The organism is Nitrosopumilus sp. K4 (assembly GCF_018128925.1).
Lineage (GTDB): Archaea > Thermoproteota > Nitrososphaeria > Nitrososphaerales > Nitrosopumilaceae > HKST03.
Genome location: NZ_CP067007.1, coordinates 1269331 through 1295050, shown reverse-complemented (window position 1 = coordinate 1295050; position 25720 = coordinate 1269331). Strand labels below are relative to the sequence as shown.

Genomic DNA, 25720 nt, shown 5'->3' with positions numbered 1-25720 from the left:
TTCCAAAAGCTCATGTTTGATAATGTCATTTGGTGAAGTAGATACTCTGAATATGCTATTTGACAAGCTTGATAGCTTGTTTAATGAATCTCAGGGATACTATGAGTCATTTCTTGATACAAATAACATGTACAAAAAAGGGCAATTAAGTGATAAAGAATTCTTTCAAAAACTAGGTGATTATGTTGTTGCATATTCTGCTCTAGAATTTCTTGCAATCAAAGTACTTTTTGAACTCAAAAAGTCTATGGGTTCTGGCTCTGGAAATACACAATCTCCTGGATTGATGCCTGGAATGGGACAACCAGGAATGATGGCAGGCGGGATGGCAGGAGGAATGCCTCCAAGATCAGGAACTGCACAAAACCCTGTAGGTGGACCTCCTGGAATAGTTTCAGCTCAAGAGGCATTTGGCGATGTTGGAACGTTACCGTCACCTGATCCTGCATTAATACCAAGACAAACATCCACATCCAGTGGAAATGGTTGTTCAGCATGTGGAGCTGAACTAAGACCAAATGCAAAATTTTGTACTAAATGTGGAACTAAAGCATGACATCTAGGAAATTTCTAATGAACATTTGTCTGAACAAATTCTTCTGTTAAACACATCCTCATATTCCCTACCACAATGTGCACACTTTCGAAAAGTCATATTTCTATTACACATGTTTTGTATTTAAACTTCAGAATTTACTCTTGTGTGGTGCCACATTCAGGACAGAATTTTGCAGTAGATGAAAGACTTGTTCCGCATTCTGAACAAAACTTTCCACTGTTTTCTGATTCTTTAACTGCATTTCCATAAACTCCAGAATTTCTTACCGCCCCAGTTGGAACAAATTTGTCATCATCGATTAGAACTGGTGTAAAGTCTTGCTCTGTCATAAATGTCATCATTCGTGGAATTGCTTCTTCTTTATTTTCTGGATCTGGAACTGAATCTCCTAACCAAAATGCAAATCTCATTAGGGTAAGTTCTGGCGTCGAAAATGCAAGAGTGTGTTTTGACATGTACTCGTTTGCAGCCTTTTTACCGTCAAATACCTTCATGAAAATTTCTTATCCTTGTTTATGTATAATGGTTTCTGGATAAATGGACCGGGAGGGAATCGAACCCTCGATCTCCTCGTTGCGAACGAGGCATTATACTCCTAAACTACCGGCCCCCACATAACTCTCTAGGAAGTATTTTTATTCATTTTCTAAGCCTGATTTTAAAAATAATAGAGATTTGATGGCTATGAACAACGACTGGGTAAACTACCATCAACCTCCGAACTTCGTCTAACAATATTGTGTTGTTTTTACATTTAAACATCTATGAAAAAATATTCTAGTGGTAATTCCTTTGATCAAAATAGTCTTAACGCATAATAGACTGCAACTCTCAAAAATTTTAAATGACATATGATGCTGTAATTACAGATTCACACATAGTTTTACCACAAGGAATACTTGATAAAAATATCATTATTGATGAAGGGAAAATTGTAGGCTTTACAAATGACATTCCATCATGTGATCACAAAATAAATGGCAATGGATTAATTTCAGTCCCTGGTCCTATTGACACTCATGTTCACTATGGAGTGTATTCACCAATTGATGAAGCAGCAAAAACAGAATCTCATGCAGCTGCAATTGGAGGTATTACAACAATGATGCGTATGCTTAGATTGGGAACTTCTTTTCAAAAGTCATTACAAGAACAACTAGATGCTGCTGCAAAAAATCATTATGTCGATTATGCAATTCATGCATCAGTTTTTACACAACAACAAATTGATGAAATGAAATTTTGTGTATCAAAAGGAATTACTTCATTTAAAATTTACATGAATCTTGGCGGTGAAGTGGGTCATGTTTACATGGATATGCCACCATATTCTTCAGAGTTAGTAGCAGCACAAGTTGATGTTAATAATAAAATTGTAGAACAGACAGTAAAAAATGCAGCATTACTTGGATGCCCTGTTTTAGTTCATGCCGAAGATTATGAATCATGTGCATGTGGAATAAAAACTGCTAAAGAAAAGAAAAAAGATGGACTATCTGCATGGTCTGAAAGTCGCTCACCTGAATTTGAAGCAAAAGCAATCAAGACTGTTTGTAAGTATGGACGTGATTATGGATGTGTGATTTATTTTGTCCATATTGGTTCAGCAAGAGCTTTACAGCAAATTTTTGAAGAGCGCAACCTTGGAACGAAAATTTTTGTTGAAACCTGCCCTCATTATTTGACATTGTCTTATGAACAACAAAACGGATATCTTGCTAAAGTTATGCCTCCAATAAGAACAAAAAAGGATAACGAAGCAGTTTGGACAGCATTATCTGACAATCAAATTGATACTATAGGCACAGATCATGTTGCAAATCAACTCAAACTAAAACTCGGAGGAGATGATGTATGGGGTGCACTTGCAGGTTTTCCTGGCATCGGAACCGTAATTCCTATTTTACTTAGTGAAGGTGTAAATAAAAATAAAATTTCTCTTCAACAGTTAGTGCAATTTACAAGTCAAAATGCAGCAAAAATTTTTGGGATGTATCCACAAAAAGGAACTCTTGAAAAAAATTCTGATGCTGATATTGTAATGATTGATTTGAAAAAAGAAAACAAGGTATCAAATGAACTGTTTGGTGGCTTTTCGGATTATATTGTTTATGAAGGAAGAGTTCTGAAAGGATGGCCTGTTAAAACAATTGTTAGAGGTCAACTAGTTGCTGAAGATTTTCAAGTTGTTGGAAAACTAGGACATGGGAAACTTGTACCCAGAACAATTGTTTAAAATTAAACGAACACTATTTATGTTAAAAAAATTAATTTAAACCACATGCAAAATGTGATCTTTTTATTTGCATTTTTCTTTTTTATAATTTTTCTAATTCCGTTAGGTGATTCTTTTGCGCAATCTGTGATTCCTCCAAGACATCAGTGGAAGCAAGTAAATGATATTGATCATCTTACTTGTAAAGAAGGATTACTGCTATTACAAAAATCAAATGGTGCTCCAGCATGTGTATCTACAACAACTTATCTGAAATTAGTTGACAGAGGTTATGGAATGTTTGATAATGCAATAATGATGAAAAGACCTGCAATGCTGACAAATCTCATGGAAACCATGTCTTCAAACTATGACCTGATGCATCACTGGCATAATATGATGCAAAATGATCCTACGATGATGAAGAACACAATGCAAAAATGGATTTCAAAAATGAAAGAAAACCCTGAATTTTTAAAAAATATGATTGGTCCGATGACATCAGATCCTATTCTTAGGGAAGATATGATTAAACATATGAGAAATCATCCTATCATGGAACAATCTCTAAAAGATCATCCTATGTGGATGAAATCAGTTCACGATAAAATAATGGGACCCGAAATGGGCTCTGGTATGCATAAAATGTGTCCTTGGTGTCCTGAATATGAGGTTCATGTATCTCACAGACAACAACTTGGCTTTACGAATTCTGATAGAATGATGAATATGATGCATAGTCTTTGGATTAATGATCAAATATCTGAGGATATACATGAATTCATGCTTGAAAATCCTAATCATATGGCACAAATGTCCAAACAAATGATGGGTCCAATGCTTGGATTTATGATGGATGATCCTGAAATAAGACAAAAAATGATTGAATTAATGCTTGAACATGAAGAATTTATGAATTCAATCAGACATGAGAATACTAGATAATATCGAATTTTCCACCAGTCTTAGCTTTGTAAATTATATCTGGCTTTCTTAGAAAAATTCCACATTCTAAAACTCCTGGAATCTGTTTGATTTTCTGTGATAATATTTTTGGATTTTTTATTGTACCAAAATCACAATCCAAAACGATGTTTCCATTTTCAGTAAAAAATGGATAACCTCTATCTAAAGTTCTAATTTCTACTTTACCTCCTAGTTTTTGAATGTGATTATCCACTGATGTTCTTGCTAATGGATGAATTTCTATAGGAACTGTTCTTGTAAAATTCTTCACAAATTTTGTCTTGTCTGCCATAACTACTACTTTTTTTGCAAGGCTAAACAAAATATTTTCTCGTAGTAGTGCACCCCCGCCACCTTTAATGACATATTTTTGTGAGTCAATTTGGTCTGCGCCATCAAAAACAACATCGATATGATCAACTTGATCTGCTTCAACAATTGGTATACCTCCTTCTTCTGCAATTAACTTGATCTGCAACGATGTTGGTATTCCAACAATATGAAATTCTTTTACTTCCATTAATTTTGATAGTGATTTTACCAGCGCAGTTGCTGCTCTTCCACTTCCTAACCCTATTACGGAATAATCTTTAACATCCTTTAGTGCATCATTTGATAATGCCTTTATGGCATCATCGTAGGACAATTACTCTACCTCTGCTTGGTCTAGCTTGGAAAGAACATTCATGATCTCTCCTTTGATCTTATCTAGATCATCTGAATCATCGTCATCATCAAAGTCATCATCTAGTGATGTTGGTTTTAGTTTCTTTTGTGGTTCAGGAAGGGCTTTGTGTTCAGTAATTTTTTCAACTTCTTTTGCCAAATCTGGTTTTATTTCTGTTTTAACTTCAGGCTTTGGAGTTACTGATTGAATTATCTCGATTTTATCTTCAACTTTTGGCTTTGGTTGAACAATTTCATTAACAATGTCTTCTTTTGGTTTTACTTCTGGAATGACTGTCTTTGGTTGAATTGTTTCTTTAACAATCTCCTGTTTTGTTTCTTGTTTTTCAAATAATGGAAATGATGGCTCTTTTCTTGACAGTCTAGTAAGTGTAGTTAACTCAAATGATTGCCTTTGTTTTGGTGGTGGGATTACAATTGGATCAGAAGTTTTTGGTTTATCAAAAGTAAATTTCTCTTTAATGATATTTGTTTTATTTTCTTCTTTTGGTTTTGGTTTTTCTTCTTGCTTTGTTTCTAATTTAATTTCTGGTGCAGAAATTTCTGATGATACAATCTTAGATGATAATTCATAAAGTCTATCGTCTAATCTTGATAATTTCTGATCCATCAAAGTAATTAATCCATCACCTACTGGACCTAAATCAGGATGTTGACTTGCCTGTTCTAGTTTCTCTATCTTTGCAAGAACAATTCCTAATTGATGTTGATACTTTAACAATAATTTGTCACGTTGAATTTTAGAATATTCAGAATCTGCCTGGTATAACCTTGAAATTGTTTTAGTTAAGATGTCTTTCTCGATATTTAATGTCCTAATCTGACTTTTGATGTGGGAGCTAGCACCTATGCTAAGTAATTGTGTTTTGTTTCTTGGCATCTTTCTTACAGCAGCTGCTGTAGCAACACCGGCTAATGAACTAAGAAGTATGGCAATCTCTTGCATCTATGTATACCATTTAATCCAGGAATACTTTCTGCGTTTTGCCTCTGGGAATCCACAACTTGCACATACGTGGTGTCTTTTGTGAAGTGAGTTTTTACCACATCTTCTACATCTGATGTGAACTTTCTTCTTTGTAAAACCACCCATAGAAGTTGTACCTTTTACCATCTAGATCACCTAATTTACTGCTGGTGGAGGAGATATCATAACTACGTTGTCTCCTCTGACTACAATGGTTCCGAGGCTTTTTGAATCGCCTTCAGTAGGAATTTCCTCTGAAGAATCGAGTAGCAGGTTCATGTGTTGGTCAAAACCTAATAGATTACCTCTAATTGTTTTACCACCTTTGAGCTTAATCAATACAACTTGATTGATACTCTCATCCAATACTTTTACTGCCATATCAACGGACATCTATTTCACTTATTGGCTTTGATATTGAGGGATTATATTAAAATTTCATTGGTGTAACTATGATCTATGCTCAGTGAGGCAAGTTTGACACATTTTTGATAGGTTTTCGACGATTTCATCCAAAATTTTCTCTCCCTCCTTTTTGGTAGCTTTTGTTGGATCTCCCCAAATACCATTTTTTGTGACTTTTGGAAATGATTTTTCTGCGAGTTTTCCAATCTTTGAAATTTCTTTTTTAGTCATTTTATCTGTGATTAATCCTCTTTTTGCAACATTCATTTTCACATTTTTTGATATTGCAAGCATTAGTGATGTCTCGACAAACCCTGCATGATCAAACTCTCTTTTCATAAAATGCCAATATGACAAAGGAAAAACTTTGAGTTTATTTTTTGATAGTTTTCGTAATTTTGAATCCAAATTTTTTATTGCTTTTTGATTTCCATGATGCCCATTAATTACAAAAATTGTTTTAATTCCATTGGATAGCAGAGATTCACATAAATCTGAAAGTAGTTTTCTTATTGTTGATTCTTTTATGCTTAGGTTGAAAAAAGGCGCATGCTCAAATGATGCTCCATAAGAAATAGTTGGCAACAATAAGAATTTCTTTTTTAATGATATTCTTTTTGCAACCTCTGTCACAATATCTGAATCAGTAGAAATTGGAAGATGAGGGCCATGCTGCTCAATCGAGCCTATTGGTATGATTGCTACTTGCTTTTTATTTTTGATATTTTTTCGAAGAATTGGATCAAAACAGGAACTGATGTCTGTCATCTAATCACTTGGATTTGATGTGAACCTTTCTCCATCTTACGTCAAGTTTGTTTTCTAGATGCATTTTAATTGCTTTGAGTAATGTTTGTGCTTCTAATTGCTGCCCTTTAGATTTAATCTTCTCTAGAGAATCATTTGGATCTACTTTGAATGAATCTTGGAAAATTATTGGTCCTTGATCTAAGTTCTCAGTAACATAGTGAGATGTCACTCCGACAATTTTTGTTCCTCTCTCATATGCTTGTGCATATGCTAATGCACCTGGAAATGCTGGAAGTAGTGATGGGTGTATGTTAATTATTCTATTTGGGTATCGCCATACGAAGTTTGGAGTAAGAATTCTCATGTATCTTGCAAGTGCAATTAAGTCAATATCATATTTTTTACAAACATCAATAATTTTTGCCTCTGCCTTCTCTTGATTTTTTTCTTCAATTGCAATAAATGGAATTTTTTCTTTTTTTGCAATTGGTTCTAATGTTTTTTCTGTACCTACTATGACTGAAATCTTTCCTTTGAGTGACTTTTTCTTTGATGCCTCTAGAATTGTTTCAAGGCATAGTGGTTCTTTTGTCACAAATATTGCAATATTTTTTTCAGAATTTGTTTCATGATGTGTACTTACATCCATCTTTTCTTTTTTTGCAAGGGTCTGAATGTCTGAATCAAATTTTTTGATATCTACTTTTTTTGTAAAAGATGCTTCAAGATACATTCCAAATAGTCCTTTGATTACATTTTGATTTACTTTCTCTATGTTTCCTCCTTTTTCAAATACAAAATTTGTAAATGCAGCAACAATACCTTCTTTGTCTTCTCCAACTACTGTAATTCCAACTACTGTTTTTCTCATGACTTTTCTTTGTTCATTATTTTTCTTATTATTAATCATTAAGTGAAAACAAATTTGGTGCGGGAGGTGGGATTTGAACCCACGAACTCCTGAGAGACAGGGTCCTAAGCCCTGCGCCTTTGACCAGGCTGGGCGACTCCCGCAACGGACATGCCATTAAACACAAATTTATCTATTATTGAACAACTTCATGGCAAAATTTTTTGGAACAAATGGAATACGTGGTGTGTTTGATGAAGATTTTACATTAGAATTTGTTAATGACATGACATTATCTATTGCAACATATTTCAAAGAAGGACCAATTCTAGTTGGTTATGATGGACGTGATTCTAGTCCTGTTATTTCTAAAGTTGTTTGTTCTGCATTAAATTCAGCTGGGATTGATTGTAATAGTGCAGGTCTTGTTCCAACCCCTTGTCTTGAATATGCAGTAAAAAAATTGGGATATAATGGAGGAATAATGATCACTGCATCTCACAATCCACCACAATATAATGGAATTAAACCTGCAGCAAAAGACGGTGTAGAAATTCCACGAGAAGATGAACTTGTTATTGAGGATATTTACATTAAGAAACAATGGAAAAAAAATCCTGACTCTTGGGGAAATACAGGAATAGAAGATAAAGCAAATCAAGCATATGTTAACGGAATAATTTCACAAGTTGATTCTAACAACATAAAATCAAAAAAATTCAAAGTTGTATTGGATTTAGGAAATGGTGCACAAGCAGTTTCTGCACCAATATTGTGTACAAAACTTGGATGTGAAGCAATTCTTATTAATGAAAACATTGACGGACAATTTCCTGGACGTGGTTCAGAACCTACGCCTCAAAACCTTTCTGTATTGTCTGATGTTGTTAGAAGACATAAAGCTGATCTTGGAATTGCATTTGATGGAGATGGGGATAGAAGTATTTTTTGTGATAATAATGGTAATGTTCTTACTGGTGATAAATCTGCACTTGTATTGTCTAGACACATTCTAAAAAATAATCCTGATTCACTTGTTGTCACATGCTTGAATTCTGGATCTAGTATTGAAGAGGTTGCTAATCAATTTAATTCTAAAGTTATTCGAACAAAAGTCGGAAGTGTAGAGGTATCACGTAAAATGGTCCCAACCAATGCGCTGATTGGTTTTGAAGAAAATGGTGGCTTTATGTTTGGAAAACATAATCAGGTTAGAGATGGTTGTATGACTTTGGCATTGATGCTTGAACTCTTAGCAAACTCTGGCAGAAAACTTTCTGAAGAAATATTTGATTTGCCCTCTTCATTTACCACAAAAGACAAAATTTCCTGTTCTTCTGAAGATGCATCACAACTTATTCTGAAACTCAAAGAAGAATATCCTAATTCTGATACAACTGACGGCATTAAAATCCAATTAGATCAAAAAAACTGGGTAATGATTAGACCAAGTGGGACTGAACCAATCATTAGAATATATGCTGAAGCTGAAAGTCAGCAAAAACTTGATTCATTAATGTCTGAATTTGTTCAAAAAGCCAAGTCCATCATTTCCAGATAACACTTTTAAAACCAAACGCTTGCATGATGAGAATGGAGAATGATCCCTAAGGGTGACGTAATATGGGTAAAGCTTACTATGTAAAATTTGAGACACCAGAAGACCTCGTTAATCCAATACTGGAGGCTGTTAGAGTTGCATCTACCAGTGGTAAAGTAAAGAAAGGTACTAACGAAGCCACAAAGGCAATTGAACGCGGAACAAGCAAACTAATAGTTATTGCCGAAGATGTTGAACCACCAGAGGTAGTTGCTCATCTTCCAATCTTATGTGAAGAACAGGGAGCATCATATGCATTTGTTCCAAGTAAACAGGAACTAGGAAAATCTTTGGGAATTGACATTACTTCTGCCGCTGCAGCAATTTTGGATGCTGGTGATGCACAACACATTGTAGACCAAGTTGTTTCATCAATTGCTAAAATTAAAGGTGGAAAGACTGATCAATGAGCACTACTGAAGAAGTAATTCAATCTGAAATTATCCAAATTGTTGGCAGAACTGGTATTGCTGGTGAAGTTATCCAAGTTAGAGTAAAAGTTCTTTCTGGTAAAGATAAAGGTAGAATTCTTACTAGAAACGTCAAGGGTTCTGTTAGATTAGGTGAAATTCTAATGCTTAGAGAAACAGAAAGAGAAGCAAAGAAGATCAAATAGGTGAATTGAATGAGTCTTTTAGTTAAACCATGTAATTTCTGTGACAGACCTGTTGCAAAAGGTTCAGGAACAATGCTTGCAAAAAATGATGGAACTGTTTTATGGTTTTGTTCTGCAAAATGTAAAAAAAATGCACTTGAACTAAAACGTGATCCAAGAAAACTAAAGTGGACCAAAAAATACGTCAAAGGCGGAATTAAACAAAAGAAGTAAAATTGGCTGAACAATCATTATTCATAGTAAAACCAGACGCAGTTGCTAGAAATCTAGTTGGCGAAGTTATTTCTAGATTTGAGAGAAAAGGTTTCAAAATTTTGAAACTAAAGATGTTTACCTTTACTCAACAACAAGCAGAGAACTTTTACGGAGTTCATAAGGATAAGCCATTCTTTGGAGAACTTGTTTCATTTATTACATCAGGACCTGTTGTTGCTGCAATTATTGAAGGGAATAATGCAATTGCAACAACTAGAATTATGATTGGTGCTACAAAATCATTTGAAGCAGCACCAGGTTCAATCCGTGGTGATTTTGGATTGGGATTTAGTGAAAATATTATTCATGCATCAGATTCACAGGAAAGTTTTGAACACGAATCGAGGGTAGCATTTGAGTGATCTGATTTGCATATTCGTCAGCCCATTGTGGCAGTTTTAGGTCACGTAGACTCTGGTAAAACATCTCTTCTAGATAGAATTCGTGGCACTGGTGTTCAGGGTCGTGAAGCAGGTGGAATCACACAACATATTGGGGCGAGTTTTCTTCCAACTGAAACTATCAAAGAAACATGTGGTCCTCTTTACAAAAAACTTGAAGAATCTGAAAATAAAGTTCCCGGGATTCTAGTCATTGATACTCCTGGCCACGAAGTCTTTACAAATCTTAGAGCTCGTGGAGGCTCTGCTGCTGATATTGCAATTTTAGTAGTTGATGTTAATCGAGGCTTTCAACCTCAAACAAATGAAAGTTTGAAAATTTTACAAAGCAGAAAAGTTCCCTTTGTTGTAGCATTAAACAAATGTGATCAACTTTCTGGTTGGAGAAAATCAGAAACTCCTTTCATCTCAAAGGCAATTAAGGAACAAGATGCATCAATTCAAACAGATCTTGATCAAAAAATCTATGATGTTGTTGGAACCTTATCTATTCTTGGATATCAATCTGAGGCATTTTACAGGGTAAAAGATTTTAAACAAGAAATTGCAATAGTTCCGATCTCAGCAAGGTCCGGCGTTGGAATTCCTGAATTGTTGGCAGTACTTGTAGGACTAACCCAACAATATCTACAAAAGAGATTAGATCAGCAAGAAAAAGATCCGCGTGGTATTGTGTTAGAAGTTAATGATGAGATTGGTCTAGGACAAACTGCCAACATCATTTTGATCGATGGTGCAATAAAAAAAGGTGACAGTATTGTTGTTGCAAAAAGAGATTCTGTAATTGTAACAAAACCAAAAGCAGTACTTTTACCAAAACCACTAGATGAAATGCGTGATCCTAGGGACAAATTCAAACCGGTTGATAAGGTTGAAGCAGCAGCTGGTCTAAAGATTGCGTCACCAGAATTAGAAGGCGTTCTTCCAGGAAGTACCCTGTATGTAGCATCAAATCAATCTGATATTGAAAAATACAAAAAACAGATTGAATCTGAAATGGAATCTGTATTCATTGATACAGAAAAAAATGGAATTACTCTAAAATGTGATACAATTGGTTCTTTGGAGGCAATTGTAGAAATGCTTCGACGCTCCCAAGTACCTGTTGCAAAAGCCGACATTGGTCCTGTTACTAGGCGAGATATTATGGAAGCAAAAGCAATCAAAGAAAAGAACAGACATCTGGGAGTTGTGTTGGCATTTAATGTAAAGATTCTTCCTGATGCAAAAGAAGAAGCTGAAGAAAGTCATATTCGATTATTTGAAGATAAGGTAATCTACAGTCTAATTGATAATTACAATGCCTGGGTAGAAGAAGATTCAGCAAATGTGGATGATGCAATTTTTGCAGAGTTTACTCCAATTTCCAAATTCACTTTTTTGAAAGGATATGTGTTTAGAAACAATAATCCTGCAGTATTTGGAATAAGGGTTGATGTTGGAACACTAAAACAAAAAGTTCCATTTATGAACAAAGACGGCAGGAAAGTAGGAATTGTTCACCAACTTCAACATGAAGGAAAAACCGTTACATCTGCTAAAACAGGACAAGAGGTTGCATGTTCTGTACAAGATGTCACTATTGGACGACAAATATTTGAAGAAGAAGTATACTATACCCTTCCACATTCCAATGAGGCAAAACAAATTCTAAAAAAATACATGCATAAGTTAAGCCCCGAAGAACAGGAAGTCCTAAACGAGATTATAGAGATTCAAAGAGCAAAAGATGCAGCATATGCTTACTAGATAATAGAATAAAAAGAAAAAGATTTAGAAGATTGTTCTATTCTTCTGCTTCATCTACTGGTGGTGGAAATGCTTCAATCAATGCATCACATACAGCTTGATTTGCATCTTGTGTGCTTGCATCATCATCAGTGATCTGGAAATCAGATGTGAATGTTCCATCGCCATTGTCTTGAGCATGGTTGTTTTCATGTGCATTTACGGCATTGCCGTTTTGGCTGATGCTAATGATTTTCCAATGCTCTGGAATCACTTGTTCAGTATCTCCAATGCCATCTCCGTCAGTATCGACTAGAATTGTCTCTTCTACAGAGTAATGGCATAGATCTACTTTGTCTTTGGCTGCCATTGCTGGTGAAAGAACACCCATTCCCAAAATAACTGCAAACATTGCGATTGCAGATATTGTGTATGTTGTTTTCATTGGATAGTCTTATGGCATTAACATCATATTCATGATGTTGTGATATCTGAACAATTTTTTTACAAAAAAATGAGAGAAAATGAGAAAAAAGGATTAGAACTGAAAAAAATGACTCTAATGGAAATCAAATTCCAACTGGGGTCTTTTCAGAGAATCCCTCATCTCCTTTGAGCCTTTTGATGCCCTTTTGTTGATTCTTGCAAGCACTCTGTTTGCGATCTCTTCTCCATATTCTGAACGCAAATGTTTCATCAAACTTGTTCGTACTCTTCCAAATCTCTGCTTGTCTAAAATTATCGCATCCTCACATGCAAGCTCTGCTGATGCTTCTTTTTCGAGATTAATTTGACTTTTAGATTTTACCACAATAATTTCATGGAAAATTTAAAGAAATACAATTAGTTGTTCAAATTGAGCTACAGCAAAAATGTCTCATTTAGAATGTTTCTTACAAATCATGTGAATTCCTGGAGCCCCTACAGCACCCATCATTTTATCCACAATTTGACCTGATTTGAACATGATAAATGTGGGTATTGATTGTACACCAAACCTCATTGCAATGTTTTGATTGTTATCTACATTAACACGTGCAAATTTTACATTTGGATATTGCTTAGATAGGCTCTCAAATACCGGATGCATCATTTTACAGGGACCGCACCATTCTGCCCAAAAATCTACAAGTGTTGGATTTTCTGCTGATATGATTTGATCAAAATTTGTGCCATCAAGATCAGTTATTCCATGCTCAACTTGAGGTTTGTCCTTTTGTCGTAACATTTCCTCCAGTTTTCTTTGTTTTATTTTTTCAATTTCAGGATCATCTGACATTATATTCTAACATCCATTTCTATTAAAAAATCTAATTAAATTAATCTCCGTCCATCTTTATTGGAACATCTTCATATCTTCTTGATTTACAAATTGGGCATTGATCGATATATTTTGTAAAACTAACTGATGTGTATACAATTCCACAATCTCCGCAGATTCTAAGATTTCTGCTTAGTTTGCCCATGAGATATCAAACAAGTATTATATGATTAAAACCTAACTTTTCTAACTTTGGAAATTCCGTAAATCATAATTGCCGGAGCTGCAACATACATTCCGACATTCATCATGATTACTGCAATGCCGTATCCTAGAATCTCTTGCTCTGAATCTGCCATTGACATTATTGACAGTGTTGAAAGCATCGGGGTTATTCCGATCCTTACCATCTCTTTGAATACTGGGTTTTCTCTTTCATAGTCTGCCACATACGGTGAGAATGAATAGTAAAACTGGTTGAATCCTGCCATAAATGATGCACCTGACTCTGTGCTCATCACTTTGCTGTCTCTTATCTCTCTTAGGAGCTGCACCTGTGGTGCCATCTCAGAGCCATACGTTGCAGTTGCAATCAGGCATCCGCCGCCTTCTTTTGAATTTTTAACAATAGTACATTTTCCGTCAATCAGTTTGGTTCCAGGTCCACACTCTCCAAATTCTGGCTCAATAACTTCTGGTTCTTCAAGACCAACTGCCTCATAGATTGTTATGTCTGGATATGTCTTGTCAAACCAATCTTTGTATTTTGGTTCGTTATTGTATCTGTCAATATAGTATTGAGGATCTTGGTTAGGATCAACAAATGCAGCAAGTTCTTTTGGTTCTTCTAGTCCTACTGCTTGATAAATTGAAGAATATTCTGGATAATTGGCATCAAACCACTTTTTGTAACTAGCCTCATTGTTGTATCTGTCAACATAACTCTGAGGATCTTTTGCCTCATCAACAAATGGTGCTGGAATCTCTAATGGTTCTTCTAGTCCTACTGCTTGATAAATTGAAGAATATTCTGGATAATTGACATCAAACCACTTTTTGTAACTAGCCTCATTGTTGTATCTGTCAACATAACTCTGAGGATCTTTTGCCTCCTCAACAAATGGTGCTGGAATCTCTAGTTCTTTTGGTTCTGGTTCATCTTTTGGTTCTGGTTCATCTTTTGGCTCGGGCTTTGGTTGAGGATCTGTTTCAACTTTTTCAGTGACTGTAATTTTGATCGTTTCTCTATCTACTTGTGCACCTTTTGTAACTACAATATCAAATGTGTATGAACCTGGACCTTGAGATTCGGTTGGAGTAAAAGTAAACTTTCCAGTTTCAGAGTTTATTGTTGCGCCAGTCGGAGGATTTTTTTCTAGACTGAACACTGCACCATCTACTGGTTCTGTTAATGTTGCTGTAAATGTAAGTGTCTTCTTTTCTTCAATTGTTTTATCTGAAATAGTCTTTAAAGCTAAAACAAAATCAGGAACCTCAAAGATTTGTTCGCCATCAAACTCTATCAGTATGGATGTACCATTTTCTTGTTTTTGTTCATCAGTAAATGCTGTGGCATTGTATATTCCCTCATTATCAAAAAATAATGAAACTGCTCTTGGAATTGTAGAAAACTTCCCTGTGTCTGGATTGTGATCTGATAATATTCCCTTATAATCCCCAGTTGAATCATGAATAATTACATAAACAATATCTCTATAGTCTTGTGTTCCAATAAAACTAAACTCTTCATCTATTGTAAAAAAACTCTTTTCTAATTTTATTGATGTAACATTTGCATATGCTGGTGTGATCATAATTACAAATAATGATAATACTGCAAATACAGCTAGTTTTGCCTGCATACTATTATTTTTCAAGGATGATTTTTAAAAACCGCGTATAACTTCTTCTTGTTATTTGCAAATAATTATTCACAATGCCTACAAATCAAGTAAAAACCGCATATAGACCTCGTTATTTTCCTTGATTTCCATGTCGTAAAATGTAGGGGCCTTTATCTCGACTTTGAAATTATGTTTTGAAAAATCCAATGGTTCCCCAAATGCATTTGCTCTGATGATGTATTCTCCATTCTTTGAAATATCTAGTTCTACTCTTCTGATTGCAAACCCTTCTGTAATTAGAACAAAAGTGATCTCTTCTAACCAGCTAAATAACAGGTATCTTAGATCCTTGCCTTTGGCAATAATTTCTTTTTGGCCTTTTTCGTCAACCTTGTCTTGATCAAGTGTTATGTTGATTACTGCGTCAGCCGTTACTGAAAATGCTTCTTTGAGATCTTTGCCTCTGACTTCGATTATTGCATCTGTTGCATGATCTAAAAAGTTGTAACTCAATTACTATCTTGCTTATTTTTCTAATTATTATTTTAGTTGGTTTTTCAGTTATTTCTTTTCATGAATAGTATTGGTTCTTAGATAACTCTAGTGTATCTTTGAGTCTTTTTTGGATGTATTTTAGTTGATTTTTATTCAATAACTCTATTTTTTCTCCTTTAGATGATATTATGCTTGAAAGATGTGATTCATACTGTCTTTTTACCTGACCTTCCATTCCTCCCTCTATGATCTTTCCATCCTCAAGTAATTGCCCTCTGTGTTCTAACACATAATTCTCAAGTGAGTTCTCAACTCTGTCACAAATCTCTTTTAGTATTTTGTCTGTTATCATAAAATTAATTCACACTCTTTACAATTATTATTTTTCAACCCTGAAAACTATTGGAATTTTGATTTACATTTACTGCAATAACCATGCAGTTCAAAACTTCCTTTGATAATTAGATATTCTGATTTTTTTGCAACCTTGGTCTGAATATTTCTTAACGCCTTTTCATCAATATCTTCAATTTTTCCACAGTTTAGACAAACCAGATTTATGTGATCATCTATATGTGCATCAAATCTTGCCTCTCCTTCAACTTCAATTTCATTTACTAGTTTCTTTTCTCTTAGCAGATCTAGTGTTTTGTATACTGTTGAAAGACTAACCATTGGATATCTTTTCTTTATAGTGGAATGAACAAGTTCTGCGCTAGGATGATCCTCTGTATTTAGAAGATAATCCATAATGGCTATTCTTTGTGGAGTTATTCTGTGACCTTCTTCTCTAAGTGAATCCACTATCTGCTCTAATTGCATACTGTTTTTACAATTTCTCTCTATTTAATATTTATTGATTAATAGGAACTATTCCTAATAAATAACAACACTTTAATAGGAATTACTCCTAATAGTATCATGAGCATGATGAATAGTCTCGTTGACAATGAATTTAAACAAAGAAAGAAAGTTGTCAATAACGCAATCAGGATCTGTGTAGCCTGTGGAAATATTGGAGTAAAAATAGACAATTATGGAATTTATTGCAAGGATTGTGACTCAAAATTTCAAAGAGAGGAGGCATGTGCCTGCTAGGAGTGTGTATGATTTGAGCACAAACTTCTGTTCAAGCATTTGTAGGTATTACCAAGCAAATGCATCATTTAGAAAAACAAACACATCAATTTACAAAAAATGGTGTTCCGTATGCGATGAATATCTAATTTCCAAGTACCATCGATGCCCATGCTGCCATAATTCACTAACTAGGGGGAAACTATAGTGGCCCGCAGCTGTAGAGGATTATGTTATCAATTTGAAGGAAAATCCGTCAGAAATGGCTTGAGATATTCTCTAGGTCAGAAAAGATGCACATTTTGTGGATTATTCATGGATGTAGATTCTGTTAGATGCCCATGTTGCAGTGCCGTTTTAAGAACAAAATCTCGTTCCTAGGGATGATGATTTCTACGTAATTCTTTTAGTCTAAATTACAATACTTTATTCATGTCATATGCTTGTGCCTTTTTGTTTGTTCAAATGAACAAACAAAATTAGATTTTGTTCATAATTTTGAACAAAAATAATGTTTGTTCAAATGAACAAACAATTTTGAATATTTTAGATTAGATGGGATTAGAATTCTATGACTGAGCCTTCTTTTATTGAGAATTCTTGGGTATGAGATTCTCCATGAATGTCAAACCAGCTTATTTCCAGTCCTACTTTTCTTCTTAACGCACTTTTGACTTTGATTGTGTGTGCCATCTTGATTCTATTTTCTAATTGTATTTCGCTCATGTATTTCTCTCTAGAATTTTGGATTTAGCGTAAGGTGTGAAAAATAATTTTTGATCGCTTGATGCATTTTGATTCTTAAATATACAAATTTTGGATAATCTAATTTTCAAAAATTTGAAAGCTGACTAGTTGCGGAACAATCTTTACACAGCCCTGCCCGTATGCTCAGACCGGTAAACAATCGCCAATTTATGACAATAGGAGATTGTGTCAGCTTTCAATATACAATACGTGATTATAGAATAAAAAGTAGATCCTAAGTATTAAAAAAGAAAAAAGGTGTTAATTGCTTCCGATCAGAAATACAACATGAGCTGATGTTGTAACGTCTTGATCAGAAGAAAACACTGGTGTTGGTGCAGATTTTGCCATTGATTCTGCCATGGCAAAGTCTCCTCTGAATGCTGGCATTGGATATGGTATGCTGAATTCAGAAAGTGAGATGCTCTTTATCCCAATAATCTTGTGATCAAGGGGTGATAGTGCAATCTCTGCCTTTTCTCTTGCATTGATTACTGCTTCTTCTAGGAGTTGATCTTTGAGAACGTTGTATATCTCAGGAGATAATGAAAAATACACAGAATCTATTCTGTTCACCCCTGCTGAAACTGCTCCATCAATAATAGATGCAGCTGAATCAAGGTTTTTGGTTTCAACTGAGATGATGTTGGAAACCTTGTATCCTACAAGTTTGGAACGATAATCTCCTCTTTCATCTTTGTAGCTCTCATAGACTGGATGAATATTGAGTGATGAGGTACTGATTTCCTCTTCTGATACTCCTGCAGTCTTTAATGCAGAGATTACTTTGTTCATCATCTCTGAATTTGATGCCAAAGCCTCTTGAGCAGTTTTTTCTTGAGTTTCTGTTCCTAGTCTAATTGTGAGCAGATCTGGAACTACTTCAAGTGTTGCTTGTCCTGATACAGAAATGGTCTTTTCTCTTGAAGGAAATGGTGTAATCTCCTCTGCATCTGCCTCATTAAAGGCAGCGCTCAAAGAAACTGAGACAACCAGGACTGCAATCACTGCAACTATGGTTTGATTTGATTTTTTCATGAATTGTATTTGCTGGTTTTGAAGATAAGGTTTGATTAAATCTTAATTTAACCAGAAGTCTTAATAACTGAAATCCATAGAATCAAGATTCAATGAGTTCCGATGAACCAAACGTTTCAGACAAAATTGATATTTTATCAACCGAAGATGAAAAATTAAAGGCTGTTGGTGAGATTTTATCCTCAGATTCTAGCAGACAGATTTTGAAACTTTTGTTTAATAATTCGCTTTCTGCAAACCAAATTTCTCAAAAAACAGAGCTCTCACTACCTCTTGTAATTCATCATCTTAAAAAAATGCAAAATGCAGGTGTTATCAAGATTACAAATGTTGGAAAAAATTCAAAATCACATGATGTAAAATTTTATACAATTGATAAAGTAGCCATAGTGATTCTTCCTTCTGAAATGCAGCAACCTGCAAAAAAAAGTAAATCTCTTTTTAATTCATTTAATAGGATTCATAGACTCGCAACACTTGGTGGCGTGTCTCTTGCAACTTGGTTTTCATCTCAACTGCTAAAACCTAAATCTCCTATTCAATCAGAATCAATACAATCTGTTCCTGCATCATCTACTATGATGGAAAGTGATGAATCTATGTTCAGAAGCACACTCCCTAAATCTGAATTTCAAGAAGAGGCAGCACAAATTACAATGCAAACTGGGGAACCATCATATGATATTTTGTGGTCTGCTTTGGCAGTGCTTTGTGTAATTGTAGCAGGACTTGTAATTGAGATAATTATCACTTCAAGAAAGAAAAAAATCCATACTAATAATGGATAACTCCTTCTTGAACTTTATATTGAAAATTTGAGTGTATGTATTATGTTTAAACTAAAAAAGAAAAAAGAATTCGTATTTGTTCATATTCCTCCTATGCCAAAACATCAAACATCTAACAATTAATTTTGAACATCTACTAATTTTAGAAATTTTATGAAATCATAGGAATAGCACAATTGTTGCCAAAACTGCAACCACTCCTATGAAGATAAATGAATTTCTGATATTATTTTTGTGGACTAGTTGACTCATAAGCAATATTCTTGATGATTGAATTTAAAACCTCTACAATCAAAACCTAAAATTCTTTTAAAAACTCTGTTAATTCTTTACATTTGTTTTCTGTTTTTTGAATATTGAAATTATTAAAATTATGATTCCTGATGCGAAAATTCCACTGCCTACTGTAAATTCTATCTTTAATCTCTGATGAATCTCCCTGTCTTGTCCTTCTAACATTAGATATGATTCAGATTCCATGTTATCAAAATACTGAATTTGGGGATAGTCATAAACTACAACAAATGTACCTAAAATGGACATTAGAATTCCTACAAAAAATAAAGAAATGTTATTGATTTCCATGTTTATTCCAAAGGATTTCCTTCGTGTTGACCCTTCTCACAAAATTCACATATTTCTTTGATTATTGATTCTGCTTTCTCAGGATTTTTTTGAAATTCAGCTTCTACAATTGCATTTTCTTCTTCATATCTATGTCCAAACTCTGTAATTTGATTTGGACAATCACATTTTTCACATTTACACTTCTTCATTGTATTTCCTTAATCATAATGAATATCAGTATTTCTTTTCATTTTGTTTTGTATTTTACATTACATGTAGGACAAAACCATGAGATTGATTCACCTTGTTCTCTAAACATTATTCCTTTACATTTGGGACATGGCCTTATTTCTTCACTCAATGACTAAATTTTGCAAGTATTGCATCTAAATTTTTCTTTGATCTATTTTTCTAATTTCTATATCTAATATACGAAATAATTTAGCAAGATAAGATAATGCCATCTGAATTCTTTCTTTTGGAATATCTTTTGTTATTTCTTGTGAAAAACGGAAACTCATCTTTCGTGTATTTTTAACATCTTCTCTCATCTTGATCTTTTCTTTCAAACTCATATTTGGTATTCTCTCAAAATATGGTTCAATTCTACACTTGATTCTCTTTTCAAGATCCACTACTGGCAGTGATTCAAGTTCTTCATATGATATATCAATAAAAGATATTTTTTTATTCACATTTGATATGAATAATTAGAAAATCTAAGTATTACTAGTCAGTTTTTTTGCCTTAGAAAACACTGCAGACCAGTCTTTCCAAGTTAGTCTGCCAGTTTGTGTATTTTGCTTGGAAGGATGATAAGATGTAAGAATGTAGTATTTTTCATGTTTGAATAACACATTATGTCCAAATTTATCGGATTTTACGTTGAGTAATTTACATGTTGCATCGTATGCTATTTTCCCAAGACATAGAATTACTGAAATATTTTTGAGAATTTTTATCTCTTCTTGAAGATATCCAAAACAATTTTCCATCTCTTCTTTTGTTGGTTTGTTTTGTGGGGGTGCACATCTTACTGCTGCTGTAATATATGCATTCTTTAGAACTAACCCGTCATCATTACTTTGACTTGTAGGAATTGATGCAAATCCATGCTTATGCATGACTTTTGCAAGCCAATCCCCTGAAGAATCTCCTGTAAACATCCTACCTGTTCTATTTCCACCATGAGCAGCTGGCGCCAAACCCACAATCAATAATTTTGCATAAACATCTCCAAATCCTGAAAGTGGTCTACCATGGTATTTTTCGCCTCTGAATCTTCTGACTTTGTTTTTTGCAACTTCTCTGATATACTCTGATAATCTAGGACATTTCGTACAATTTTCGATTTTTTTATTAAGGGAAATTATTTTTTTATTCATTTTTGTTTCTCACAAACTATCTTATGATTATGTAATTCGATTTCGTCTTTTGCAATGTATCCGCAATTAGTACAAGTTTTGAATGTGTTTTCTCCAAAATATTCTATTACATGTGGTCTATAAAGATAATACAACACAAACAAATCTAGTATGAGCATTGCTACTCCGAACATATTTCCACCAAAAATTGAAATGAATTCTAATACCAGATCAACAATAACAAAAACAATGACAATTTTTCTTGTCCACTTTTTTCCAGAAAACAAACAACCAGCTATGACAAACTCTAAAACTGCAACCCCGACAAATATTCCTGAAATTACTCCTCCTATAACTACAAATTCTTCCATCATAGAATCAGCCATCATTGCAGAAAATATTCCGAACATAGCAGCAACTATGGCCACAACAATTCCTCCAAAAATGTATAATATTGAAAGAATAGTGATTCCAAACGGTCTTTGCATTATTTGAAAAAAGAAAATGAGGTACTTAAGCCATATACTTAGGCTGTACTTCCTTAATTTTCAAAAAAATACGAATCAATATTTCCCTTTCTGGACAAATAGTGTTTAACAATTCCATGTGGTAGTTTTGTCTGACCTATGTATCTCATGACTGTGTTTGTAAATTTTTTACTTAACAAAATGTGTGTTCAAAAACTACAATTGTTCAGAGTCTCGATCTAAATTGATACCTATGATATTGGCCCATTTTTCTATTCTATCAACGAAATCTCTGGTATCATTTATTGTCATAAGACTGTGTTGTAATCTAAAATAAAAGAAATTACTCACAAATTATCTATTAAACAACTTTTTGCAATCCTATTATTCCTACGCAATGCTTTTAATGAATTACTGAAAAATTTTCTTAAATGAAAACAAAATTTGGTACTTTTTTCTTATTTACTATACTTATCTTTGGAATGGCATCATTTCCGACAAATATCCATTCTGAATCAACTGAATCCATTACATTTGACCCTATATTTCTAAATGCATTTGCTGAAATACATGATGACGATGATGAAAGAGACGATGATGAAAGAGACGATGATGAAAGAGACGATGATGAAAGAGACGATGATGAAAGAGACGATGATGAAAGAGACGATGATGAAAGAGACGATGATGAAAGAGACGATGATGAATCTGATGCTAGAGAAGAAATTGAAGATGCTAGAGAAGAGATCCAGAAAGCTGAAGACAAAATATCTGATGTAACAGATGATGATAAAGACACAAGTGTATCTTTAGATAAATTATCTGCTGCAAAAGAATTACTTGTAAAAGCTGAATCTAGTTTTGATAATGGTAATTTTGATGAAGCTGAAGACTATGCTGAAGATGCCAAAAAATTGGCATCTGAATCCCGTATGAAATTCCTTGGAAAAACATTTGATGATGTTGATGACGACAATGATAATAAAGAATCCAAAAGAGCTGAAAAACTAGCAGAAAAAGAATCCAAAAGAGCTGAAAAACTAGCAGAAAGAGAAGCTAGAGAGGCTGAAAAACTAGCAGAAAGAGAAGCAAAATTAACTGAGAAAGCACAATTTTCTGAAGAACGTGCTAATCAAATAATTGAAAAACTTGAAAAAAGAATACAACAATTAGAACAAAGACTACAAAAATTAATAGACAAATATGAAAGCGGCGAATATTTTGGTAATCTCAAAAATAAAGACACTATAATCAAATCTTTTACACTTTCAATTGGTGGAACTGCTTCTGAGATTAGTGATTCATCTAACCTTCAATCTTTTACGGGTTCACTATTCTTGGAAAACCAAGTCACCGGAAATAATGCCAAAAAATTCCGTGTAACTGGTGGTGAATTATTTGTTGGTGAAAGTGAAGTTTATGATATTATGTTTGGTAAGGCAAGATTATCCTCATCTGGTCCTGGAGGCGAAAAAGATTCCATGGTGGTAATTGCTCAAACCTCAAATGGTGTAGATATTAGAACTTTGAAACTAAGCATTAATCTTTCTGAATCATTCAATTCTGAAACTGAATCATCTGATATTGAAATTTTGTCTCCTCAAAGCAAAATCGCAAGTGAGTGGTTCCTTGGAGGATCTGGTACATTGGGCTTAACAGAAATTCTAGACTCTGATACTTCAGATGATGCTGTAGAAATCCCTGATACTGATATTCCTATTACGACTAGTATCTCAATCTCAACTCCTACTGATATTTACTTTAGAGGAAATGAAATCGTAATTTCAGGAAGTGTGATGGATATTTTTGAAGACACGCCGGTAATCATCCAAACTATTACTGGTTCTGATTTGATAGATATTGCACAAATCTTAGTTGATACAAATGGTGAATTTACACATACAATACTTGCTGATGGCCCATTGTGGGTATCTGGTACTTATACAATAAAGGCATTTTATGGTGCAAACAATGTTGCTGAAACAACATTTGATTTCATAGCAGAATAACTGACAAAAACCAACACTTGTTCAAAAATTGCATAGTTTTGTATATCTTTTACAGAAATATCTAAATCACAACCATCTGACATCTAATCATCTTGGAACTTCCACGTGGTATGAAAGACTTTGAAGGACGTGAAAATGTCAATATTGAACACATCCGAAGCCACTTTAAACAACTATCTTCACTTTACGGATTTTCATTTATGGATCCTTCTCCGATTGAATTACTTTCTACTCTGGAAACCAAATCTGGCCCTGCAATTAGAGATGAAATCTATTATTTCAAAGATAAAGGAGACAGAGAAGTAGCTCTGAGATTTGATTTTACTATGGGACTGACAAGATATGTGTCCTCTCAAAAATCAATGAAACTTCCAGCAAAAATTTCAGCATTTGGTGGTGTATTCCGATATGACGAACCACAAAAAGGTAGATACAGATACTTTCATCAATGGGATGTTGAAATTTATGGTAAGGCTAGCATTGAATCCGAAGCTGAAATTATTGAACTGACATCTAGATTGTTTGATTCTCTATTGCTGAAAAATATCACAATTGATGTAAATCACAGGAATCTTGTAGAGTCTTACATTAACAATATTTTTGATTCTAAAGATCCTCAGTTAGTAGCAGATATTCTACGAGCAGTTGATAAAATTTCAAAAAAATCTAAAGATGATATTCTAAAAGAATTTCAAGAGAAGGGATATGACTCAGAAAAACTTGAAAAAATACTTGAATTCTCTCAGATTAAAGGAACCATTCAACAAGTAGAAAAAAACTTTGACACAAAACAACTAGAATCTTGGGACGAATTGAAATCATTAATTGACTCTTTAGAGAATAGGGGCGTATCTAATGTTCGAATTAATTTTGGAATTGTAAGAGGTTTGGATTACTATTCTGGTATGGTCTTTGAAGTCTTTGATAAAAATTCAACATTAGGTGCATTGGCAGGTGGTGGTAGATATGATACTTTGACAAAAGCATTTGGCCGAGAAGATATTGGCGCAACTGGAGTTGCTGGAGGGGTAGAACGAATAATTCTTACAATGCAAGAACAGGGAATAGTTCCAGAATTATCACAGAATAGAATTTCAGTTCTTTACATAAATGATGAAATGCAAAAGGTTGCTATGTCTATTGCATCACTACTTCGATTAAACAACATTGCAACTGATATTGATTTGTCTGGAAAAAATCTAAAAAAACAGATGGAAAATGCAACAGAATCTAGATATTGTATTATTGTTGCACCAAAGGAACTTGAAAATGGAAAAGTTGTTTTGCGAAATATGAGTGACGGTTCAGAGTCACAAGTTGATATTGAAAAAATTACTGATGATCCTAAATCTGTTCTTAATTTAGAAATGCCCTAGTGAGCATCATTATCTCTGGACCTGACGTTAAAGTACCTACAACAATAGAGTTGTTGTTTGCCAAAATCCCTGATGATACGAATGGGATTCCATTGTTGATTGTACAATGTTCAATTTTTACGCCTAAAATATTTGCAAATTCCTTCATGTCTTCTTCGTCTGCCTCTGGATGTATGGCTGCGCCCGAATCATTTGCTACAATTACTGCGCCTGTTTGATTAAACCCTGCAACTCTTTTTTGAATTATCTCAACTCCTAAAACATCTTTTATTGTTTCACAATCATCATTTGAAAGCCATGGTGACACAATAGCTCCTTTGTCATTTGCACAAATTACATTTCCAAGTGCAGTATATTTTGAATCCAAAACCCCTACCTCAAGATCTGTCTCCTTTTTTATCAAATCATATTCATTTTGAAATGCTGTTTTTGGCAACAAAATACCTTTGTTGTTCATCACCGCCAAAGCCCCTAAGAGTCTAGTATTTGCAACTGATGTGTAGATGTAATCTGCTTTCAAATATCCTGCTAGTTTTCTTGCCTTTGATTCTGCAAATCCCATAGGAATCAAAATATATTTGTCATTTACATTAATGTAAATTCCAATGTTTGGCCCTCTGTAGACGTCATATTTGATAATGTCCATTTTAATCCAAATTATTTGTACAGCGTTATGAACGTAAGGAAA

35 protein-coding genes and 2 tRNA genes are annotated in these 25720 nt (G+C 34.1%); 12 read left to right on the top strand and 25 right to left on the bottom strand.

Translation table 11 applies throughout. The annotated features are described in order from the left end of the window. Positions 1-22: 22 nt before the first annotated feature. Positions 23-556, top strand: a complete 534-nt coding sequence (locus NsoK4_RS07870) for a zinc ribbon domain-containing protein (protein WP_211686787.1) — start codon at positions 23-25, stop codon at positions 554-556. Between the two features lie 137 nt (positions 557-693). Here NsoK4_RS07870 and NsoK4_RS07865 read toward each other — a convergent pair whose 3' ends face one another. Together NsoK4_RS07865 and NsoK4_RS07860 are read right to left on the bottom strand one after the other, a co-directional pair. Then, a complete protein-coding gene (locus tag NsoK4_RS07865) occupies positions 694-1053 on the bottom strand; it encodes a zinc ribbon domain-containing protein (protein ID WP_211686783.1) in 360 nt (119 codons plus the stop codon). 44 nt (positions 1054-1097) lie between these two features. Beyond that, positions 1098-1169 (bottom strand) — tRNA-Ala (locus NsoK4_RS07860). A gap of 234 nt (positions 1170-1403) precedes the next feature. On the opposite strand from NsoK4_RS07860, the gene NsoK4_RS07855 reads away from it, so the two are divergent. Together NsoK4_RS07855 and NsoK4_RS07850 are read left to right on the top strand one after the other, a co-directional pair. After that, entirely contained in the window at positions 1404-2795 is a 1392-nt protein-coding gene (locus NsoK4_RS07855; RefSeq protein ID WP_211686781.1) for a dihydroorotase family protein, read from the top strand. Positions 2796-2840: 45 nt separating this feature from the next. Next, entirely contained in the window at positions 2841-3719 is an 879-nt protein-coding gene (locus tag NsoK4_RS07850) for a hypothetical protein (protein ID WP_211686779.1), read from the top strand. On the opposite strand, the gene rpiA is transcribed toward NsoK4_RS07850, so the two are convergent. The 7 genes from rpiA to NsoK4_RS07815 all read right to left on the bottom strand — a co-directional run bounded on the left by rpiA (position 3712) and on the right by NsoK4_RS07815 (position 7563). Next, positions 3712-4386 carry a ribose-5-phosphate isomerase RpiA gene (rpiA, locus tag NsoK4_RS07845; RefSeq protein WP_211686776.1) on the bottom strand — a complete coding sequence of 225 codons (675 nt, stop codon included), beginning with the start codon at positions 4384-4386 and terminating at the stop codon, positions 3712-3714. The genes NsoK4_RS07850 and rpiA overlap by 8 nt on opposite strands. After that, complete coding sequence (locus tag NsoK4_RS07840; RefSeq protein ID WP_211686773.1) at positions 4387-5373, bottom strand: hypothetical protein; 987 nt, start codon at positions 5371-5373, stop codon at positions 4387-4389. Beyond that, positions 5374-5541 (bottom strand): 50S ribosomal protein L37e, encoded by a 168-nt coding sequence (locus NsoK4_RS07835; protein WP_211686770.1) that lies wholly within the window; start codon positions 5539-5541, stop codon positions 5374-5376. A 9-nt stretch (positions 5542-5550) separates the two neighbouring features. Further along, complete coding sequence (locus tag NsoK4_RS07830; protein WP_211686768.1) at positions 5551-5787, bottom strand: LSm family protein; 237 nt, start codon at positions 5785-5787, stop codon at positions 5551-5553. A gap of 57 nt (positions 5788-5844) precedes the next feature. Next, a complete protein-coding gene (locus NsoK4_RS07825) occupies positions 5845-6567 on the bottom strand; it encodes a creatininase family protein (protein WP_211686765.1) in 723 nt (240 codons plus the stop codon). 4 nt (positions 6568-6571) lie between these two features. Then, positions 6572-7420, bottom strand: coding sequence for a formyltetrahydrofolate deformylase (locus NsoK4_RS07820; RefSeq protein WP_211689017.1), 849 nt, complete (start codon positions 7418-7420; stop codon positions 6572-6574). A 55-nt stretch (positions 7421-7475) separates the two neighbouring features. Further along, a tRNA-Leu gene (locus NsoK4_RS07815) sits at positions 7476-7563 on the bottom strand. Between the two features lie 47 nt (positions 7564-7610). On the opposite strand from NsoK4_RS07815, the gene glmM reads away from it, so the two are divergent. The 6 genes from glmM to infB all read left to right on the top strand — a co-directional run bounded on the left by glmM (position 7611) and on the right by infB (position 12020). Next, the gene (gene glmM / locus NsoK4_RS07810; protein ID WP_211686762.1) at positions 7611-8960 is read left to right on the top strand and encodes a phosphoglucosamine mutase; all 1350 of its coding nucleotides are present in this window, start codon (positions 7611-7613) and stop codon (positions 8958-8960) included. Positions 8961-9022: 62 nt separating this feature from the next. After that, positions 9023-9409, top strand: a complete 387-nt coding sequence (gene rpl7ae, locus NsoK4_RS07805) for a 50S ribosomal protein L7Ae (protein ID WP_211686759.1) — start codon at positions 9023-9025, stop codon at positions 9407-9409. Continuing rightward, positions 9406-9615 carry a 30S ribosomal protein S28e gene (locus NsoK4_RS07800; RefSeq protein WP_211686756.1) on the top strand — a complete coding sequence of 70 codons (210 nt, stop codon included), beginning with the start codon at positions 9406-9408 and terminating at the stop codon, positions 9613-9615. Before rpl7ae ends, NsoK4_RS07800 begins: the two co-directional genes overlap by 4 nt. Before the next feature lie 9 nt (positions 9616-9624). Continuing rightward, on the top strand, positions 9625-9828 hold the full coding sequence (locus NsoK4_RS07795) for a 50S ribosomal protein L24e (RefSeq protein ID WP_211686754.1): 204 nt from the start codon (positions 9625-9627) through the stop codon (positions 9826-9828). 2 nt (positions 9829-9830) lie between these two features. Beyond that, the gene (gene ndk / locus NsoK4_RS07790; RefSeq protein ID WP_211686752.1) at positions 9831-10232 is read left to right on the top strand and encodes a nucleoside-diphosphate kinase; all 402 of its coding nucleotides are present in this window, start codon (positions 9831-9833) and stop codon (positions 10230-10232) included. Between the two features lie 27 nt (positions 10233-10259). Further along, complete coding sequence (gene infB, locus NsoK4_RS07785; RefSeq protein WP_371816031.1) at positions 10260-12020, top strand: translation initiation factor IF-2; 1761 nt, start codon at positions 10260-10262, stop codon at positions 12018-12020. 37 nt (positions 12021-12057) lie between these two features. Here the strand turns inward: infB and NsoK4_RS07780 are convergent, their stop codons facing one another. The 10 genes from NsoK4_RS07780 to NsoK4_RS07735 form a co-directional block, all read right to left on the bottom strand. Continuing rightward, positions 12058-12444: a hypothetical protein gene (locus tag NsoK4_RS07780; RefSeq protein ID WP_211686748.1), complete on the bottom strand. Its 387-nt coding sequence runs from the start codon at positions 12442-12444 to the stop codon at positions 12058-12060. A 114-nt stretch (positions 12445-12558) separates the two neighbouring features. After that, positions 12559-12810 carry a hypothetical protein gene (locus tag NsoK4_RS07775; RefSeq protein ID WP_249111044.1) on the bottom strand — a complete coding sequence of 84 codons (252 nt, stop codon included), beginning with the start codon at positions 12808-12810 and terminating at the stop codon, positions 12559-12561. Between the two features lie 66 nt (positions 12811-12876). After that, the gene (trxA, locus tag NsoK4_RS07770) at positions 12877-13278 is read right to left on the bottom strand and encodes a thioredoxin (RefSeq protein ID WP_211686746.1); all 402 of its coding nucleotides are present in this window, start codon (positions 13276-13278) and stop codon (positions 12877-12879) included. A 40-nt stretch (positions 13279-13318) separates the two neighbouring features. After that, positions 13319-13465: a hypothetical protein gene (locus NsoK4_RS07765; RefSeq protein ID WP_211686745.1), complete on the bottom strand. Its 147-nt coding sequence runs from the start codon at positions 13463-13465 to the stop codon at positions 13319-13321. 25 nt (positions 13466-13490) lie between these two features. Beyond that, the gene (locus NsoK4_RS07760) at positions 13491-15122 is read right to left on the bottom strand and encodes a CFI-box-CTERM domain-containing protein (protein WP_211686743.1); all 1632 of its coding nucleotides are present in this window, start codon (positions 15120-15122) and stop codon (positions 13491-13493) included. 78 nt (positions 15123-15200) lie between these two features. Further along, positions 15201-15617, bottom strand: coding sequence for an archease (locus NsoK4_RS07755; protein WP_211686740.1), 417 nt, complete (start codon positions 15615-15617; stop codon positions 15201-15203). A gap of 58 nt (positions 15618-15675) precedes the next feature. Continuing rightward, the gene (locus NsoK4_RS07750) at positions 15676-15951 is read right to left on the bottom strand and encodes a hypothetical protein (RefSeq protein ID WP_211686738.1); all 276 of its coding nucleotides are present in this window, start codon (positions 15949-15951) and stop codon (positions 15676-15678) included. A 47-nt stretch (positions 15952-15998) separates the two neighbouring features. Beyond that, positions 15999-16421: a Fur family transcriptional regulator gene (locus NsoK4_RS07745; RefSeq protein WP_211686736.1), complete on the bottom strand. Its 423-nt coding sequence runs from the start codon at positions 16419-16421 to the stop codon at positions 15999-16001. A gap of 816 nt (positions 16422-17237) precedes the next feature. Continuing rightward, complete coding sequence (locus NsoK4_RS07740; protein WP_211686734.1) at positions 17238-17402, bottom strand: hypothetical protein; 165 nt, start codon at positions 17400-17402, stop codon at positions 17238-17240. 282 nt (positions 17403-17684) lie between these two features. Further along, positions 17685-18461: an SIMPL domain-containing protein gene (locus NsoK4_RS07735; protein WP_211686732.1), complete on the bottom strand. Its 777-nt coding sequence runs from the start codon at positions 18459-18461 to the stop codon at positions 17685-17687. A gap of 92 nt (positions 18462-18553) precedes the next feature. On the opposite strand from NsoK4_RS07735, the gene NsoK4_RS07730 reads away from it, so the two are divergent. Next, positions 18554-19249 carry a winged helix-turn-helix domain-containing protein gene (locus NsoK4_RS07730; protein WP_211686730.1) on the top strand — a complete coding sequence of 232 codons (696 nt, stop codon included), beginning with the start codon at positions 18554-18556 and terminating at the stop codon, positions 19247-19249. A 321-nt stretch (positions 19250-19570) separates the two neighbouring features. Here NsoK4_RS07730 and NsoK4_RS07725 read toward each other — a convergent pair whose 3' ends face one another. The 5 genes from NsoK4_RS07725 to NsoK4_RS07705 all read right to left on the bottom strand — a co-directional run bounded on the left by NsoK4_RS07725 (position 19571) and on the right by NsoK4_RS07705 (position 21668). After that, complete coding sequence (locus NsoK4_RS07725) at positions 19571-19834, bottom strand: hypothetical protein (RefSeq protein WP_211686728.1); 264 nt, start codon at positions 19832-19834, stop codon at positions 19571-19573. 2 nt (positions 19835-19836) lie between these two features. Further along, entirely contained in the window at positions 19837-20025 is a 189-nt protein-coding gene (locus NsoK4_RS07720) for a hypothetical protein (protein WP_211686726.1), read from the bottom strand. A 177-nt stretch (positions 20026-20202) separates the two neighbouring features. Next, positions 20203-20511: a hypothetical protein gene (locus NsoK4_RS07715; protein ID WP_211686724.1), complete on the bottom strand. Its 309-nt coding sequence runs from the start codon at positions 20509-20511 to the stop codon at positions 20203-20205. Between the two features lie 24 nt (positions 20512-20535). Then, positions 20536-21201 carry a uracil-DNA glycosylase gene (locus NsoK4_RS07710; protein WP_211686722.1) on the bottom strand — a complete coding sequence of 222 codons (666 nt, stop codon included), beginning with the start codon at positions 21199-21201 and terminating at the stop codon, positions 20536-20538. Next, positions 21198-21668: a hypothetical protein gene (locus tag NsoK4_RS07705; protein ID WP_211686720.1), complete on the bottom strand. Its 471-nt coding sequence runs from the start codon at positions 21666-21668 to the stop codon at positions 21198-21200. Before NsoK4_RS07705 ends, NsoK4_RS07710 begins: the two co-directional genes overlap by 4 nt. A 410-nt stretch (positions 21669-22078) precedes the next feature. Here NsoK4_RS07705 and NsoK4_RS07700 point away from each other — a divergent pair, with 410 nt between their 5' ends. Beyond that, complete coding sequence (locus NsoK4_RS07700) at positions 22079-23656, top strand: hypothetical protein (RefSeq protein ID WP_211686718.1); 1578 nt, start codon at positions 22079-22081, stop codon at positions 23654-23656. A gap of 92 nt (positions 23657-23748) precedes the next feature. Beyond that, the gene (gene hisS, locus NsoK4_RS07695; RefSeq protein ID WP_211686716.1) at positions 23749-25032 is read left to right on the top strand and encodes a histidine--tRNA ligase; all 1284 of its coding nucleotides are present in this window, start codon (positions 23749-23751) and stop codon (positions 25030-25032) included. Here the strand turns inward: hisS and NsoK4_RS07690 are convergent. After that, entirely contained in the window at positions 25013-25678 is a 666-nt protein-coding gene (locus tag NsoK4_RS07690; protein ID WP_211686714.1) for a translation initiation factor IF-6, read from the bottom strand. The two genes, hisS and NsoK4_RS07690, sit on opposite strands and share 20 nt — an antisense overlap. Positions 25679-25720 lie beyond the last annotated feature (42 nt).